General features: G+C 62.0%; 14 protein-coding genes. 12 read left to right on the forward strand and 2 right to left on the reverse strand.

Going from position 1 to position 16,804, the window contains the following annotated elements; all coding sequences use genetic code 11:
- From uvrC to H6A60_RS09635, 7 genes are all read left to right on the forward strand, one after another.
- On the forward strand, positions 1–1,947 hold the full coding sequence (gene uvrC / locus H6A60_RS09605) for an excinuclease ABC subunit UvrC (RefSeq protein WP_239477695.1): 1,947 nt from the start codon (positions 1–3) through the stop codon (positions 1,945–1,947).
- Positions 1,944–2,624 (forward strand): CDP-diacylglycerol--glycerol-3-phosphate 3-phosphatidyltransferase, encoded by a 681-nt coding sequence (pgsA, locus tag H6A60_RS09610; protein ID WP_205103973.1) that lies wholly within the window; start codon positions 1,944–1,946, stop codon positions 2,622–2,624. The genes uvrC and pgsA overlap by 4 nt, the downstream gene beginning before the upstream one ends.
- An 18-nt stretch (positions 2,625–2,642) precedes the next feature.
- Entirely contained in the window at positions 2,643–3,287 is a 645-nt protein-coding gene (locus H6A60_RS09615) for an HD domain-containing protein (protein WP_205103975.1), read from the forward strand.
- A 374-nt stretch (positions 3,288–3,661) separates the two neighbouring features.
- A complete protein-coding gene (locus H6A60_RS09620; protein WP_205103977.1) occupies positions 3,662–7,348 on the forward strand; it encodes a GDYXXLXY domain-containing protein in 3,687 nt (1,228 codons plus the stop codon).
- A gap of 137 nt (positions 7,349–7,485) precedes the next feature.
- Complete coding sequence (earP, locus tag H6A60_RS09625; RefSeq protein ID WP_205103985.1) at positions 7,486–8,706, forward strand: elongation factor P maturation arginine rhamnosyltransferase EarP; 1,221 nt, start codon at positions 7,486–7,488, stop codon at positions 8,704–8,706.
- 248 nt (positions 8,707–8,954) lie between these two features.
- A complete protein-coding gene (efp, locus tag H6A60_RS09630; protein WP_205103987.1) occupies positions 8,955–9,512 on the forward strand; it encodes an elongation factor P in 558 nt (185 codons plus the stop codon).
- 229 nt (positions 9,513–9,741) lie between these two features.
- Positions 9,742–10,158 carry a deaminase gene (locus H6A60_RS09635; protein ID WP_205103990.1) on the forward strand — a complete coding sequence of 139 codons (417 nt, stop codon included), beginning with the start codon at positions 9,742–9,744 and terminating at the stop codon, positions 10,156–10,158.
- A 118-nt stretch (positions 10,159–10,276) separates the two neighbouring features.
- Here H6A60_RS09635 and H6A60_RS09640 read toward each other — a convergent pair whose 3' ends face one another.
- Entirely contained in the window at positions 10,277–11,644 is a 1,368-nt protein-coding gene (locus tag H6A60_RS09640; protein ID WP_205103992.1) for an MFS transporter, read from the reverse strand.
- A 214-nt stretch (positions 11,645–11,858) separates the two neighbouring features.
- Entirely contained in the window at positions 11,859–12,959 is a 1,101-nt protein-coding gene (locus H6A60_RS09645) for an amidohydrolase (RefSeq protein WP_205103995.1), read from the reverse strand.
- 210 nt (positions 12,960–13,169) lie between these two features.
- Between H6A60_RS09645 and H6A60_RS09650 the strand changes: the two genes are divergently transcribed.
- The 5 genes from H6A60_RS09650 to H6A60_RS09670 form a co-directional block, all read left to right on the forward strand.
- Positions 13,170–13,622, forward strand: a complete 453-nt coding sequence (locus tag H6A60_RS09650; protein ID WP_239477690.1) for a nitrous oxide-stimulated promoter family protein — start codon at positions 13,170–13,172, stop codon at positions 13,620–13,622.
- Positions 13,623–13,691: 69 nt separating this feature from the next.
- On the forward strand, positions 13,692–14,045 hold the full coding sequence (locus H6A60_RS09655; protein WP_205103997.1) for a hypothetical protein: 354 nt from the start codon (positions 13,692–13,694) through the stop codon (positions 14,043–14,045).
- A gap of 335 nt (positions 14,046–14,380) precedes the next feature.
- Complete coding sequence (locus H6A60_RS09660; RefSeq protein ID WP_205104004.1) at positions 14,381–15,376, forward strand: amidohydrolase family protein; 996 nt, start codon at positions 14,381–14,383, stop codon at positions 15,374–15,376.
- A 27-nt stretch (positions 15,377–15,403) separates the two neighbouring features.
- Positions 15,404–16,078, forward strand: a complete 675-nt coding sequence (locus H6A60_RS09665; RefSeq protein WP_205104006.1) for an orotate phosphoribosyltransferase — start codon at positions 15,404–15,406, stop codon at positions 16,076–16,078.
- Between the two features lie 170 nt (positions 16,079–16,248).
- A partial coding sequence (locus tag H6A60_RS09670; protein WP_205104008.1) for an IS1/IS1595 family N-terminal zinc-binding domain-containing protein occupies positions 16,249–16,804 on the forward strand: 556 nt, incomplete at its 3' end.

Below are 16,804 nucleotides of genomic sequence, written 5' to 3' on the forward strand. Positions count from 1 at the left end.
ATGGGCGATGAACGCGGGACGCAGAACGCCTTCGATCCAAGCAAGGAACTGAAGACGCTGCCGAACCTGCCGGGCTGCTACCGCTACTTCGACAAAGCGGGCGAATGCCTTTATGTCGGGAAAGCACGCGACCTCAAAAAGCGCGTTTCGTCGTACTTCCGAAAGACGGGGCTCTCGCCGCGCATCGCGCTCATGGTGAGCCACATTGCGCGGCTCGAAACGACCGTCACGCGCTCCGAAGCCGAGGCGCTGCTTCTAGAGAACAACCTCATCAAGACGCTCAAGCCCCGGTACAACATTCGTCTTCGCGACGACGCGAGCTACCCCTATATCCGCATCGGCGCCGAGACGTTTCCGCGACTTTCCTACTACCGGGGCGGCGTCGACAAGCGCTCGCGCTTTTTCGGGCCGTACCCCAATTCGAGCGCCGCGAGAAGTTCGATCGAAACGCTTCAGAAGGCCTTCGGGCTGCGCTCCTGCGAAGAAGCGGTTTTTCGAAACAGAACGCGCCCGTGCCTCCTCGGACAGATTGGACGCTGCAGCGCGCCCTGCTGCGGTCGCATTTCCGAAGAGGACTATCGACGGGACTGCGACCGCGCCGCGGACTTTCTCTCTGGCAAGACGCGCGACGTAATCGACACGCTCGAAAAAGCCATGTGGGCCGCTTCGAACGAGTGGCACTTTGAAGAGGCCGCGCGCCTGCGCGACCGCATCGCGGCCCTGACGGCGCTGCAGCACCGTCAGGCGGTTGAAACGACCGGAGGCGACGTCGACGCCGACATTGTCGCCGTGGCTCTCTCGGGCGGCTTTGCCTGCGTCAACATCGCCATGGTGCGCGGCGGCAGACACTTGGGCGACCGTCCGCTCTTTCCGAAGCTCGGCGCCAAGAGCGAAGCGCTTATGCCGGGCAAGGGCGAAATTCTCGAAGCCTTTGCTTCGCAGCACTATGCGGAGCTGCCGATCCCGAGCGTCGTTATTGCGGAAAAGGATCCGGAGAACCCGGACGCGGCCGAGCGCATTTCGGAAATGCTCACGGCCATTGCCGGCCGCCGCGTCCCGGTCGTGACGGAGCCGCGCGAAGTGCGTGCCAAGTGGCTCGAAATGTGCCGAGAGAATGCGCGCATTGCGCTTGAGCGCCGTCTCCAGGAAGAAGGCACGCAGTTTGCGCGCCTAAAGGAACTCATCGACATCCTCGGGTTTGAACCGGAAAACGGCGACCCGATGAAATTTTCCGTCGAATGCTTCGACATCTCGCACACTCAGGGCGAAGCCACGCAGGCCTCCTGCGTCGTCTTTGCCGAAGGCCGCATGCAGTCCTCGCTCTACCGTCGATTCAACATCACGGGCATTGAGCCCGGCGACGACTACGCCGCGATGAAGCAGGTGCTCGAGCGCCGTTACACGCCCGTGACGCGCGGTGAAGCACGGCTGCCGACGGTCGTCCTCGTCGACGGCGGGCGCGGCCAGGTCGAGATGGCGCGCCAGGTCTTCGACGAACTCGGCCTCGACCCGAGTCCGATCGTGGGCGTCGCCAAGGGCGAAGGTCGCAAGACCGGCCTCGAAACGCTGATCTTCCCGCTCGTTGACGGCGAGCGGCGCGAGCCGCTCGTGCTCGGCACGATGTCGCGCGCGCTCATGCTGGTTGCCGAAATCCGCGACGAAGCCCACCGTTTTGCCATCACGGGCATGCGCGCCAAGCGCGCCAAATCAAGAAACACATCAAAGCTCGAGGATTTCGAGGGTATCGGCCCCAAGAGGCGCGCTAAACTACTCTCGCATTTCGGCGGCATGCGTCAGCTCTCGAACGCATCGGCCGAAGACATCGCCAAGGTGCCCGGCATTTCAAAAGCGCTCGCACTGCGCATCTACGCGCAGCTGCACAACCGGCCGGCCCCTGTCGAAACCGCTCCTTCCGCCTTCCGTCGAAATTCCTCCACCGGATCATGAAGCTTAAGCCTCCGTTTCAACTGAACGTGCCCATGGTTCTCACCTGGGCGAGAATCGCGATGATTCCGCTCGTCATGGGCGTCTTTTATCTGCCCGATTCGTTCCTGCCGCTCCTCTGGCAGAACATCATTGCGTGCGTGATCTTTGTGATCGCGGCCGTCACCGACGCGCTCGACGGCTACCTCGCCCGCCGCTACGAAGGCTGGGCCACGCGCATGGGCGCCTTCCTCGATCCGATTGCCGACAAGCTTCTCGTATCCGCCGCGCTCGTTTCGCTCGTTGAACTCGACCGCTGCGACATGGCCGTTGCAATGATCATCATCGGGCGCGAAATCGCCGTGACGGGTCTGCGCGAATGGATGGCCAAGATCGGCGAATCGGGCCTCGTGAAAGTGAACTGGTTCGGCAAGTCGAAGACGATCGCGCAGATGGTCGCAATCCCCTGCCTCCTCTGGTACGAACCCGTCTTCGGCATCGACGTGGGCTTCATCGGTACGATCCTCATCTGGATCGCCGCGATTCTCACGATCTATTCGATGTACGTCTACATGTGCGCAGCGGGCCCTTACTTTGACGAAACCCGTCTCATCCGCAAGGAGCACCGCGCCCGCCGTCACGAGCACGTGCATGCCCGCACGCAGACGGATGCGGCCGACGACGGCGCGCTCCAAGGCTGATCGCGGACTCGTATCGAAATGCCGGCCGCAATCGCCCAAAAGAAGGACCAGAACTTCGCGGACGAAGTCCGCCGCCTCTGGACGCACGCTCGCGCCGCTCTGCGGGACTTCGCGCTTGACGACATCGATGCCGCCATCCGATCGCGCGAAGCGCTCCTCGAAGGCTTGGTCGAGCGCTACGGCAAGCGCCTCAACGAAATCGAATACAACGACTTCGGCGGCGACTGCCACGAAAAGCCCCATGCGGCGCGCGTGCTCGTTTTCTCGCTTTTGATCGGTGCCGCCGAGGCGCTCCCGGCGGAAGACCTCGAGCGTCTTGCGCTGGCGTCGGTCTACCACGATTCGCGCCGCGAAAACGACGACCTTGACACCGGCCACGGCATGCGTGCGAGCTTTTACTACGCTGCGCAAATGCGAGAGGCAAACGTCGAGCCCGATGCGCTCGTGCAGCATGCGCTCGCCTTCCATGACCTCGACGACATGCTCGGCTGCGGCTTGGCCGTTGAACCGAAGAAACGCCTTCTTACGCAGATTTTCAAGGATGCCGATGCGCTCGACCGCTACCGCTTCGGTACGGATGCGCTCGACATGCGCTTCCTGCGTCGGGCGCCGTCGAGCGCGCTCGCCCGGGTTGCGCGACGCCTGAACGGCCTTGACGACTGAGACCGATCGTCCGTTCAAGGCCGGCGCTTCATCACCGACCCGCTCTCGGACGGTGTAGTCCCGCCTAGAATTGGAACAGAACGCTTTCGACGCCTTTTCGTGTCCCTCGAAAGCAACGGGCGAGCGGGCGGCGCTTCTCATATGCGCCTGCCGCCATCGACCGAGCCCCTACCGAAAAACGACCAACAGCCAACCGAGGCGAGCCGACAGTGTCTAAGAAAGCCGGAAAAGCGCGTAAAGCAGTGAAAAAACTCCACCGCCGAACCAGTCCTCGGCTCGCCGCGCCTGCACCCAAGCCGACGAAGACATCGGCGGCCGCACTGTTGTCGGCCTTGCCGCTTGCGCCGGCGGTTCCTTCCGCTGCATCCGATGACGTGAAGACAGAAGCGGCAACGCTCCCGGCGCGCTTGGCCCTCGCACAGGGAACGACTGCTCCCGTCCCGCACGAGTCCGTATCGGAAAACGTTGCTGCAGCGGTTCAGATGCGCACAAAGCCGGCAGAAGCTGCGCCCGAAGCGGGCGTTGAAGAAGCCGAGACGCCGGCGCAGATGTCCGCCGCGAGCGAGTCCGCACCGAGCGGCGCATCGATCGCAAAGTCTGCTGACAGGCCGCCGATCGATGCCAATCCGGTAGACGACACCGAAGACCGCAAGGGGCACGAGGACCTCGAGAGCCTCAAGGACCTCGAAATGGCAAAGACCGAGGCGGCGCCTGCCGAAGTCTCGGATTCAAGGGCATCGCCCGACGCAGCCGAAACGATCGATCCGTCGGCAGCGCTTCAATGTGAGAAGGCGGTCTCTGCAGACGAACCGATAGCCGAATCCGAGCTTGAACAAGGGCTAAAACCGCTTGAGCCGCTTGAACCCGACGTCGACATGGCCGCCGAAGCGACCCGCGAGAGCGACGCTTCGCCGATCCTTGGCGCCGAAAGCAAAGCGATCGACGAAGTGGACGGCGAACGTGAATCTTCGGCGCCCATGGCGGCGGCAACGCCGAAAGCGCAACCGGTCACTCTCTCCGAAACCGCAAACGACGCCGCGGACACGACCCCAGCGACAGAACCGACGGCAGCGGTCGAAGAGGTGCCCGTTGAAGCGGCGGGACCCGAAGCCGCCGCGACGGTTGAACAGAAAGCACCCGGCGTTGACGCAGTACCCGCGGCGCCGCTTGAAGCGGCCCGCGACGAGGCACGTGCGCCCGACGCTGCAGAAGGGCCCGTTGAAAAATCCCCCGAGAAGGCAGACGAAAGCACGGTCGCAACGGCATCTGAAGAAACGCAGCGCGATGTGTCGCCAGCCGTCCTTTTGCCGTCTGCTGACACTACAGCCGACGCAACGGAGCCGTCAGATCCATCGAAGCGGCCGGCGGCCGCCCTCAGAGCGGCAAGTGAGTGCTATCTCCCCGTCCGCGCACGGCTTCGCACGATCGTCGCCGCTTTTGCCGGCATTTCGGGCCTCGCGGCAGCGCTTCTTTTTGCCGCCGCCAATTGGGCGGGCTGGCCCGGCGAACTGCGCATCGGCTTTTTCGGCTTGCTCGCATTGGTCGCGGGCGGCACATTTCTGGGGTTGAAGCGCCGCGACACGCGCCGCCGCCCCCCGCGCTGCGCGTCGGACGTCGTCGCTTCGCTCTTTGGCCTCGCGCTCGGCCTTCTCCTTTGCGTCATCGGTCAGACTTATCAGAGCGGAGCGGACGCCTCGACGCTGCTCCTTGCCTGGGGAGCGCTCCTCACGCCTTGGCTTTTCGTCGTGCGGCGAGCGCTCTTTTTCACGCTCTGGTTTGCGGTCGCCTTGAGCGGTCTCCTTTTGAGCGGTGAGCGCTTGCTTGCATCGGCGGGCCTGCTCGAGCAGGCGCTCCCCGGAACACTCTTTGCACTGGCCGTCGCCTTCGTGCTTGCGCTCTGCGCGCGCCGCCCCTGGACGCGCGTGCGTGCGGCTGCAGCGCTGCCTTCGCTCGCGGCCGTTCTTCTCACGGCGCTTTTGCCTGCCGTTATGCTCATGAACGTACTCGGCACGCGACAGATGCTCGCGCTCGTCCCCGTCTACGTCCTCGGCTTCCTGCTCCTCGCCGGCGCCCTTCTTTTCTCCCGCCGCGGCGAACTGCGTTCGCTTGCGGTTTTCGGAGCGGCGACGCTCCTTGAAGGCTTTTGGCTCCATTGGTCCGCCGACCGGCTTGCGAACTCGCTTGTCGCCGGCACGGGACTTCTCATTGCGCTCGCTGCACTCTTTGTCCTTTACCGCATCGGCCGCCAAGCCGCCCGGCAGGTTTCTGCCGAAGAAGCGCTCCATTCCTCGAGACTTTCGCTCGTGCCTGCCACGGCCGCGGCGCTCCTGTCTGCGCTCGCACTTGTCCTCGCGCTTGAACTCGTCCAGAGCGTCCTCGATCTGCCCGCCCTTGAAACGGGCCTTGCGACAGCGCTTGCCGCGCTTGCGCTCGAAGCGGCGGGCGCGCTTCGCAGCCGAGGGCGTTTGGCGAGCAGAGGAGCTACTTCGTTAAGCCGAGAAGGCGTCCCTCTGCCGCACACGCAGGCAGTACTCGGCCACCTGCGTGCACCGGCCTCCATCGCTTGGGCGATCCTTGCCGCCGCGGGCATTGCGCTCGTCTTCACTGAAGCCGTGTTTGGCCCCGGCGATCTCACCGCCGCCGTCATCGCCAGCACGCTCTCGCTCGCCGCAGCCGCCCTTTTCCGCTCCCGCTTTGCGCTCTTTGCAGCGATGGCGCTCTTCGTGATGGCCGTCCCCGAGCGCACGGCGGTCGTGACGGGCGCGGCCGCCCTCGCGGCGGGCGTGCTGACGGTTTTCGTTCGCTGCGCCTCGACGGGTGCGATGCGGCTGCGTTTTGCCGCCGCCCGCGCGCTCCCCGCCTTCATTTGGATGAGCTGGTTCGGCGCATCGGTGATGCCGTGGTGCTTCGACGTGCCGGTAGCGACTTTTGCTTCAGCCGAAGGCGCCGCACTTGCCGGTGCGGTGCTTGTCGCGGTTGCCGCAAGCGGCCTCTCGATCGTTCGGGCGGGCTTTGACAAGCTTTTTGCCCTCGGACTCGCACTGCTTTCGGCGCTTCTTCTCTGGCGATTCGGCCCCGACGCCGCTGCACTCGCCCTAGCGCTTTCGGCCCTAGTGCCCGTACCGGAAAAGCGGGAAGTCCCGCAAGCGGCCGAACGCAGCACGGCCAATGCGGAAACGCTCGAGCGCCGAACGCTTGCCCTGAGCCCCCTGCATTTCCTTTTCCTCTTCTGGAGCTCTGCGCACGCCGCCTACTGGCTGCTCCCTTCGGAAGCGGGGTCGAACCTGCTTTTGGCGGCCGCCCTCGATCAGCTCTTCGTGTGTGTCCTCTTCGGACTTCTCTTCGCGCTCGAGCGCTTTTCACCCGCAGGCCGCAAAGATCGCGCTGCGCCTGCTGCCGTGCGCGTCCGCTCGATCGAAGACGACGATGCCCGAACCTCGCCGCGCCTGGGGACGCTCAAGCGCGTCGACTTGGCCGCGAGTGCGCTCCTTCTCCTTCTCACCGTGCTTGTCTTCGCGCTCGGCGTTCTCAAGAACGAACAAATGCTCGACGGCGGCACCGTCTATGAAGCGGCGCTCGCCCCTGCCGATCCGCGCGACATTTTGATGGGCGACTACATGGCGCTTCGCTACAAGGCGCTTGAGAACGCACCGGACGCGAAGACGCTTGCCGACGCTTTCGCCGAAAAGGCCGAAGGGACACTCGGCGAGACGCCGTCAGCCGAAGGCCCCGCCCGCTTTGTCGCGGCTTTTGGCCTTGACGCGAACACCGCCCAAACGCGCACGTTGAAGCTCCTCGGCATCGTCGCTGCGGGAGCGGAGCTCCCCTCAGGCACGACGCTCGTTGTGGCCTACGATCCGACAACGAAGCGCGCGCAGCTGCCCGAGCGATGGTTCTTTAGTTCGGGCGAAGCCGAGCGCTGGTCCCATGCACGCACCGCGCGGCTGCGCTGCAACCCGACCGAATGCCTTCTCGAGTCGCTTCTTGACGAGGAAGGCCGCGTCATCGAAAGCGATTCGGGCTTTTGGTCGCGCTTCTTCAATGCTCGCGTTGCTCGTTGATGCTTCAGCCCACGAGCCCTCGTGTTTTGAAGACGGAAAGACTCGCCTAAACGCTTCAAGCCAGCCTCTCCGTCAATCCGCTTTTTTGCTATTTCCGCTCTTTCCGCGCTCCGAGCGCACCGAACGCACCACAACGAATGACTGAAACGCTCATCCATGATTTAAGCCTGCAGACGGCCGACAGCAACGGCTGCTCGCCCTTTCGCACCGCCGACATTTTCTGCGCCGTCATCGACAACTTCGGCGACGCGGGCGTGTGCTGGCGGCTCGCCAAACGTCTGCGCGACCTGGGCCTCCTGGTCCGCCTCATCACGGACCGCCCGGACGTTCTGTCGCAGCTCGTACCGACCATCCGCGAACGCGTCGCTGCGGGCGCGGCCGAAAGCTGTGCCGAAGGGATTGCCGTGCTCGACGAGACGCATTTCGCCGCGCTCGCCGCACCGCAGGCGGCCGACCTGATCGTCGAGACCTTTGCTTGCCGTCTTCCCGAGAATTACGAGCGCGCCATCGCCCGACGCCTTGAAGCGCGCGAGGCCGACCCGGCAGCCGACCCGAGGGTGCCCTTTTACTTCAACCTCGACTACCTTTCGGCCGAAGCCTGGGTCGAGGACTACCACAACATTTGGGGACTGCACCCGACACTGCCCCTCAAGAAGCTTTGGTTCTTCCCGGGCTTTACCGATCGCACGGGCGGCGTTCTCATTGAAGACGACTACCTCGTGCGCGAAGCCGCCTTTCTGTCGCAGCGCGCGGACTTTCTCAAAGGCCTCGCCTGCAATCCCGAGCACGAGACGCTCTTTTTCTTCGCCTATCCGAAGAACGCCGTTGAAGCGTTTGCAGCAGGCCTTCTCGCGAGAAAGCGCCCGATGAATGTTCTCGCCGCACCAGGGGAAGCGGGCGACCGACTGGAAAAAGCCATCGCGGCAGCGGGCGGTACGGGCGCACATCTCAACGTGCGCCGTCCTGGCTTTTTCCCGCAGGCCGATTTCGACAAGCTCCTCTGGGCAAGCGACATCCTCGCGATCCGCGGCGAAGACAGCTTCGTGCGCGCGCAGCTCGCCGGCAAGCCCATCCTCTGGGCAACGTACCCCACGGAAGATCACGGGCACCGCATCAAGCTCGACGCTTGGCTCGAGCGACTTGCCAGCGTCTTTGCGTGCGAAGCCGATCACGCGCTTTTCGCGCGCGCGAACCGCGAGTGGCTCGAGGGCGACCTCACACCCGAGACGCTCGGGCATTTTCTCGACGCCGCCCCCGCTTTTGCTCAGGCGGCGCGCCGCTGGCGCGAGACGCTCTTCACACGCGGCGACCTCGCGCGCCGCATGATTGCGCGCGCACAGTCGGGCGAAAACGGCTGAACGCCCGTGTAAAGATGCTGGCAGCGAATGCGGAAAATCGATCGATTCGGTTGGTTTTCCGTGCAGAGCGACCACGCGAAGCCGTACGGGCAAAACGCGTGTGCGGCGATTTTGCTAGAATGCGCCGTTAAAGTTTTTTTCAGTCCTTGCACCCGCATCGACGCCGCAAGCACGGATACGTGCAAAGCGCGCCGGATCGAGACGTGACGGGGACGCTACTCGAACACTCAATCTGAGGAATTTTTGACATGAAAACCGCACAGGAACTGCGCGTCGGCAACGTGTTCATGGTCGGCAAGGACCCGATGGTCGTCGTCAAGGCTGAATACTCCAAGGGCGGCCGCGGCGCTTCGACCGTCAAGATGAAGATGAAGAACCTTCTGACGAACGCCTCGACGGAAACCGTTTTCCGCGCTGACGACAAGTTCGAAGACCTCATCCTCGAACGCAAGGAAGTCACGTACTCCTACTTCGCCGATCCGCACTATGTCTGGATGGACGAAGAATACAACCAGTACGAAGTCGACGCCGACGTCATGGCCGAAGCCCTCAAGTACCTCGAAGACGGCATGCCCGCCGAATGCGTCTTCTACGAAGGCCGTGCCATCTCGATCGAACTGCCGACGATCCTCGTCCGCGAAATCACCTACACGGAACCCGCCGTCAAGGGCGACACGTCCGGCAAGGTGATGAAGCCCGCCAAGATCGCTACGGGCTACGAACTCGCCGTCCCGGCCTTCGTTGAAACGGGCGACAAGATCGAAATCGACACGCGTACGGGCGAATACCGCAACCGCGTCAAGTAATTGACGCGCGCTCAGCGCGAAGGGGCACTCTCAGGTGAATTTCATTTGAGCCTGTCCCCGCACCGGGATCGTTCGAGCGAACGGTCTACGCGAACAGAAGCAGCTTTGAGGGAATCGAAGCTGCTTCTTTTTTTGCCGTCGTCCCTGCCACCGCTTCTTTCCCGGCATTCGATTTATAGTTATCGGCTGTACCGACTTCGACTTTTGCGAATCGAGGAGTCTGAGAACTGTGGACATCAAAAAAGACAATGCAATGTACATGCGCATCGCGCACATTGCCGCCGAACGGAGCTACGCCAAGCGCCTCAAGGTCGGCTGCGTGATCGTCAAGAATCACTCGATCATTTCCTTCGGTTGGAACGGCATGCCGACAGGCTACGACAACTGCTGCGAAATGGAAGTCGACGGCAAACTTGTTACGCGCCCCGAAGTTCAGCACGCCGAGCTCAACGCCATTGCAAAACTCGCCGAAAACGGCTACTCCTCGAAAGGTGCGGCGATTTTCATCACGCACAGCCCCTGCATTCACTGCGCGCTTTTGATTCAAAAGTGCGGCATCTCGCAGGTGTTCTATCACGAGCTCTACCGCAGCGACGAAGGCCTGAAGTTCCTTGAGCGAGCGGGTCTTGAAGTGCACCAGCTCTGAGTGCGCCAGCGCTTTCTCGGCCGCTTCCCTTGCCGAGGCCGCCTGCGCTCGGCGAAAAAAAGAGCCGTCCCCGGCGAATCCGGTCGGACGGCTCTTTTCGTTCAAAGATTCACTGCGATCAACTCGCGCTCGCCTCGAACCTGGCTTCCTGGGCGGCAGCAGCCTCCTTGGATGGATAGAAAACGCCCGCACAAGCCGTGAGAACGAGGAGAAACGCCACAAAGTAGAAGGCCGTCGGCAGGCTCGTCGCATGTGCGATGCCGCCGATCATGGCGGGCCCGACGAGCACACCGCTGTAGCCCAACGTCGAAACGGCGGCAAGCGCCGCGCTCATCGGCATGCTCTTCGTTCGGCCGGCCTCGGAGAAGGTGAGCGGCGTGATGTTCGAGGCCCCGAGCCCCACGAAGAAGAAAAGGAGCACGGAAATATAGGGATTCGCGAGCAGCACGGCGCCGCAGAAGGACGCCGCGCCGAGAAGCGAGCCGATCACGACCGTGCGGCGGGGCCCGAGAAACGTAACGACGCGCCCGCCTACGAGACGCATGAGCGTCATGGCCACCGAGAAGCTCGCGTAGCCCATGGCGGCGTTTTCAATGCTCGCACCCTGCTCGGCACTCAAAAGCAGCCCGCCCCAATCAAGCACCGCACCGTCGGCAAGATAAAGCACGAAAACGACGGCGCCGTAAAGGAGTACGCGCCCCTTCGGCAGCACAAACGCGGGCGCCCCCACTTCCGAGCGACCGGCCGTGGCAATCACCCAATTGCCGGCGCCGAGCCACGCAAGCTGCGCGAGCGTCATCAGAACGATCACGCAGGGGATGGCGGGGAACCCTAGGTTCAACAGTGCCGACATCACAAGCGCGCCAGCGACGCCGCCGATCGGATAGAACGCATAGACGGTCGAAAGAACGGGCTTTTTCATGCGCTTTTCGACTTCGACGGCATGAATGCTCATCGCAACATCGAGAATTCCGAAGGATGCGCCGAAGCTGAAAAGAAAGACGGCTGTGACAGCAACCTGTGAAGAAGCCGCGAGCAGCATCCCGCAGGCCATCGTCGCCGGGACCGACCAGCGCAGCACGCGTCGGCAGCCGAAGCGCCCGACGATGCCGCCCGTCAAGGGCATCGCAACGAGCGCGCCGAGACCGAGACAGAGAAGCAAGAGCCCCATCTCGCCCTCGTCAAGCGCAAGAAACTGCTTGACGTAGGGCACCATGGCCGCCCAAACGGCAAAAACAAAGCCCGCGAGGAAAAACGCGAGCCGCGTAGCCGAGAGTGCACGCGGTTCTTCAAACTTCGACCGCAGGCGCTCGGTGAGGCGCCCGGCCGAGCGCTTGATGCACTTGACAGCCTTCGGCTCCTGCGCCGCCCGCTCGGCCGCTTCTATTTCGTCAAGGCGGTCGAGCTCGCTCAGGTCCACGGCATCGCTCTCGGGATTCTCAATGTTTTTGACGTTCTTCTGATCTTCTCCGCTCGTCACGGTCATAGGCATTTCTCCACTGGGAAAATTGAGAGTCGCTATTGTCTCATTGATTGACTTTTAGGACAAATTTGTCGACAAACTCGTCCTTTCGCGCAGGCTTCTTCGGCTCGCGCGCATACGGGACGAGGCGCCGAATCGAATCGACGCCTCGCCCGTGCTTAAAACGTTTTTTGAGGCCGAGGCGCAGCCGGCGCGCCTCGGTTTCGCGGCATCGGCCTTAGCCGAGGTGCTTCAGGACCATCTTTTCGAAGACATCGACGCCCATGCTGAGGAGCGTGTCGTCAAAGTGCATCGTCGCGGCGTGAAGGCCCGGTTCGGCACCGACGCCGACACCGAAGTACGCGGCTTTCATCGAAGGCTTGTGGAGCTTGTAGAAGTGGAAGTCTTCACCGCCACCGCCGCAGTCGCCGACGAGTTTGTCGGCGCCGAAGCATTCGACGATCGTGTCGGCCACTTCCTGACGGAAGTCTTCGTCGTAAACGGCTGCCGGGCAGTATTCCGGAAATTCGATCGTGGCTTCGCCGCCGAAGGCGCGTGCCGTGTTCTCAACAGCCGCCTTCATCTTTTCCTGGATTTCAGCCATGAGCTCATTCGTTTCCGTACGAATGTCATAGGTGATGCGAGCGTTGTCGGGCACGGTGTTGGTCGCCCCCGAGTCGGCGTGGAACTGCGTCGCCTTCATCGACCAGATGGCGCGGGGATCAAGCCAAATTGCCTGCACGGCGTTGACGATTTCGCAGGCGAGGTCGATCGAGTTGACGCCCAGGTGCGGACGCGAAGCGTGAGCGCCGCGCCCTTTGACCGTGACGAAAGCCGTGGAAGAGGCCGTGTGGCGAACGCCCGCGCAGAGCTTGCCCGCAGGCACGTCCTGAATCGGACGAATATGCGCGCCCAAAATCAGATCGACGTCGTCAATGACGCCTTCCTTGATCATGGCGGGCGCACCGATGATCTTTTCCTCGGCAGGCTGGAAAAGAAGCTTGAGCGTGCCGCGCTTGACACGACCGACCAAGCGGCTCGCTGCCGCGAGCAGCATCGCCGTGTGGCCGTCGTGGCCGCAGGCATGAATCGCGCAGTCCTTGCCGTCGATCGTGAAGGGCAGCGCATCCATATCGGCGCGCAGCATCATGACGGGACCGGGTTCCGTGCCGCGGATGATGCCGAGCACGCCCGTTGTGTCACCGATGCGATGGGCTTCGATGCCGAGCGCCTGGAGCTTTTCAAGGACATAGGCGGAGGTCTTTACCTCCTGCATCGCGAGCTCGGGCATTTCGTGAAGTTCGCGGCGAAGCAGCGCCGCATCGTAAATCTGGGGCATCGTATCTCTCCTTAGAGTGCGGTTCCGCCTCCCCTTTGAGAGAGGCAGAAATTCGGAATACTCACCTAACGACTTATTTTTTAAGGAGTTTTCCGAAAGGTCGAATTAAGAATTCAAGATCAATATTAGTGCTTTCCGAGTGTTTTCGCTTCAGGCCCCTTCGTGGACCGCCGCTCGGAATGCCTAGAAAAACAACAAAAGCGGATCAACATGACCGACAACGACGCCGACAAGAAGCCTCTTGAGCGCCCTGGGCGCCCCGACCGCATGGCGCGACTCCAAACGATTCCCCGACTGCGGGAAGAAGCGCTCACGATCGAGTACATGGTGCGGCTTTACTGCCGCAAGCACCATTTGCCCGACGATGACGAAGGCCTCTGCGAAGACTGCAGAAACTTCCTCGACTACGCGAAGAAGCGCCTCGCCTGCTGCCCCTACGGGGGCGAGAAGCCCGTGTGCGCCAAATGCCGCATTCACTGCTACAAGGCCGAAGAAAAAGAAAAAGCGCGCGTCATCATGCGCTGGGCCGGACCGCGCCTTCTCTTCTCGCACCCGATTCTCACGGTAAAGCACCTTCTTTACTCGCGCGCCGAGCCGCCCGAGAAGCCCCGCAATCTTCGCGGCAAAACCAAGCCCGCAACGGACGCAGGCAAAAAGGACTGAGAGACACTGCTCGGCGGAGAGCGCGCCCCTTGCGGCGAGCTCTCCGCCGAGCGCCAATCTGACATTCGAATGAAAACCGCACTTCTCTTTATCGCGCCGATCCTCGCGCACATCCTTTTCGGCGCACACCTCATGTTCCACGGCTTCGGCTACGCCGTTGCCGTTCCGCTCGTGCTCCTCTTGCTTCTTTTTGTGCCGAGGAACTGGATGCGGCTTCTGCAGATGGCGATTCTTTTCCTCTGGTCGCTCGAGTGGGTGCGCGCGGGCGTAATGCTCGTGATGGCCCGACTCAACGAAGGACGCTCCCCCGTCGTCGCGGGAGCAATCATGGCGGCAACGGCGCTCTTTACGCTCCTTGCTGCGTTCGTTTTGCGCACGGCAGCCATGAAGCGCTTTTATCGAGTGGCCGACCCCGCACGCTGATCGGGCTGACCGCCACGGCCGGTATACGGCCGTCATCAAGCACTGCCCGATTTCGCCCCCGAACGGCACTGCAAAACCCGCCTCCCCGGCGGGTTTTTCTTTGATTTTTCCTATTGCGAAGTGCTTGAAATTTTTCGACAATCGAGATGGCGAACATCAAGCGCCGAAAAAGCAAATGTAATAATTTGTTTCTTTGGTTTGACCTTGGAGGCCCGCGTAAATAAAATTTTGTCAATTTGAGCCGCGAAAACGTGAAGCCCACGATCGCGGCATTTTCGTAGCCGAGTTAATCTGAATCAAATCTGCTAATCATCTTTACGGAAGGAGATTCGTCAATGTCCACGAACGAAAACACTCCCCTGACGATCCGCGACATGATCGAGCCCGCGATCAAGGCCGCCGGCGGCTGGGTCAACACCCACGCCCACGCAGACCGTGCGTACACGCTCTCGCCCGACGTCCTTGAGCTGCGCCGCACCTGCACGCTTCAGCAGAAGTGGGACGCGCTCGACCGCCTCAAGCGCGAATCGACCGAAGAAGATTTCTACCGCCGTTTCTGCCTCTTCTTTGAAAACCAGATCGCCCAGGGCGTGACGGCGCTCGCTACGTTCGTGGACATCGATCCGCAGTCCGAAGACCGCGCGATCAAGGCCGGTCTGCGCGCTCGCGAACACTACAAGGACCAGCTCATCGTCAAGTTCGCCAACCAGACCCTGAAGGGCGTCATTCACCCCGAAGCCCGCAAGTGGTTCGACATCGGCGCCGAACTCGTCGACATCATCGGTGCGCTCCCGAAGCGCGACGAACGCGACTACGGCAAGGGCGACGAAGCCTTCGACATCATCCTTGAAACGGCCAAGCACTACGGCAAGATGGTGCACGTGCACGTCGACCAGTTCAACGAGTCGCTCGAATACGAAACCGAACAGCTCTGCGAAAAGACGATCCAGCACGGCATGCAGGGCCGCGTCGTCGCCATTCACGGCATCTCGATCGCCGCGCACTCGCGTCAGTACCGCCAGCGCCTCTACAAGCTCATGAAGGAAGCCGACATGATGATGATCGCTTGCCCGACGGCTTGGATCGACACGCCGCGCTCCGAACAGCTTGTTCCGATGCACAACTCCATGACCCCGGTCGACGAAATGGTCCCGGCCGGCATCACGGTCGCTCTCGGCACCGACAACGTCTGCGACGCCATGGTGCCCTGGAACGCCGGCGACATGTGGCATGAAATGACCACGCTCGCCACGGGCTGCCGCTTCGACTACTTCGACGAACTCGTCAAGATCGCCACCGTCAACGGCCGCAAGGCAATCGGCATCGAATAACACAGAGACTGAATCGGAGAAATTTCAATGTACGAATCCCGCATTGCTGAAGACATCCTGGCCGAGCACCTCGTTCGCTGCGGCGCCGTGTCATTCTTGACCGAAACGCCGATGCGCCTCAAGTCCGGTCTCGTCACCCCGATCTACGTCGACAACCGCACGCTCACGTGCTACCCGGAAGCTTGGCGCGACATCATCGAAACGACCGTTTCGCGTCTCGACCAGCTCAAGCTCGAATACGACGTCGTCGCGGGCGTTGAAGGCGCCGGCGTCTCGCACTCGGCTGCCCTCGCCTATCGTCTCTACAAGCCCTCGATCTTCGTGCGTCAGCAGCCGAAGACCTACGGCAACAAGAGCCGCGTTGAAGGCGGCAGCGTCAAGGGCAAGCGCGTTCTCATCATCGAAGACCACATCTCGACGGGTCTCTCGCTCCTCTCCGCGATCGAAGGCCTCAAGGCCGAAGGCGCCATCGTGACCGACTGCGTCGCGATCACCTCGTTCGGCATCGACGAAACGAAGAAGCTCTTCGAACGCGAGCAGGTAACCTGCCACGAAATCGTCCGCTTCGAAAAGGTGCTCGACAAGGCGATCGAACTCGGCAAGCTCGAAGCCGACAAGAAGGACAGCCTCGTCGATTGGCTCAACAACCCCTGGACGTGGGCTGCCCGCCACCAGCTCGTGCCCAACGCCAACGAAAACTAATTCGCGCGTTCCCAGGAACGGAGCCGCCCGAGACCTCTCGTCCGGGCGGCGGGCCGAAAGAAAAACGGTCGACGGTTTGATGCCGCCGGCCGTTTTTCTTTGGCTCTGTTAGAGCAAAGTGTTGATTTTAGAGTGGGGTAGCCGTACATTGACCTCAAGGAGGTTCGATTATGGCGAACCTCACCCGAGACCAAGTGTTGCAGGCCTTACGAGCCCTTAGTGAAACTGACCGTACCTACGTTCTGGCACAGTTGGCGAGCTCCGTATCAACGGCCAGGGAGGCAAGCCCGGGGGCAGCGGTGCAGACGACAGCAGGCCCTGTGGAAACGACACCTGATAGGTTGAGCGAGCTCCACAAGGAATTGGCCTCGTACCGTTTTGCGCAAGGTCGATTCTGTCCGCACTGCCAAAGTCACGAGATCGTGAGGTTTGGCAAGACTCCCCAAGGGACGCAACGCTTTCGCTGCAAGGACTGCGGGAAAACTTTCACAGCCACCTCAAAGACCGTGTTTTCCCACGTCAAACGTCCGGAGCTCATTGACGAGTACCTCGCCTGCATGGAGAATCACCTGTCGTTGAGAAAGGCCGCCAAAGTGTGCGGCATTGCGCTCTCGGCCTCATTCGCATTGCGCCATCGGATCCTCGACACACTCAGCGCGGGAATGCCAAAGACGGTTTTGGACGGCATCACTGAGGCCGACGAGACCTATTTGGAGCTCTCCTTCA

The sequence above is a fragment of the Sutterella massiliensis genome (genome assembly GCF_016899755.1).
Lineage (GTDB): Bacteria > Pseudomonadota > Gammaproteobacteria > Burkholderiales > Burkholderiaceae_F > Sutterella > Sutterella massiliensis.

Bases quoted from the DNA above. Each gene is read 5' to 3' on its own strand.
- uvrC (WP_239477695.1), top strand. From the start codon at position 1: ATGGGCGATGAACGCGGGACGCAGAACGCCTTCGATCCAAGCAAGGAA.
- pgsA (WP_205103973.1), top strand. From the start codon at position 1,944: ATGAAGCTTAAGCCTCCGTTTCAACTGAACGTGCCCATGGTTCTCACC.
- H6A60_RS09615 (WP_205103975.1), top strand. From the start codon at position 2,643: ATGCCGGCCGCAATCGCCCAAAAGAAGGACCAGAACTTCGCGGACGAA.
- earP (WP_205103985.1), top strand. From the start codon at position 7,486: ATGACTGAAACGCTCATCCATGATTTAAGCCTGCAGACGGCCGACAGC.
- efp (WP_205103987.1), top strand. From the start codon at position 8,955: ATGAAAACCGCACAGGAACTGCGCGTCGGCAACGTGTTCATGGTCGGC.
- H6A60_RS09640 (WP_205103992.1), bottom strand. From the start codon at position 11,644: ATGACCGTGACGAGCGGAGAAGATCAGAAGAACGTCAAAAACATTGAG.
- H6A60_RS09645 (WP_205103995.1), bottom strand. From the start codon at position 12,959: ATGCCCCAGATTTACGATGCGGCGCTGCTTCGCCGCGAACTTCACGAA.
- H6A60_RS09650 (WP_239477690.1), top strand. From the start codon at position 13,170: ATGACCGACAACGACGCCGACAAGAAGCCTCTTGAGCGCCCTGGGCGC.
- H6A60_RS09655 (WP_205103997.1), top strand. From the start codon at position 13,692: ATGAAAACCGCACTTCTCTTTATCGCGCCGATCCTCGCGCACATCCTT.
- H6A60_RS09660 (WP_205104004.1), top strand. From the start codon at position 14,381: ATGTCCACGAACGAAAACACTCCCCTGACGATCCGCGACATGATCGAG.
- H6A60_RS09665 (WP_205104006.1), top strand. From the start codon at position 15,404: ATGTACGAATCCCGCATTGCTGAAGACATCCTGGCCGAGCACCTCGTT.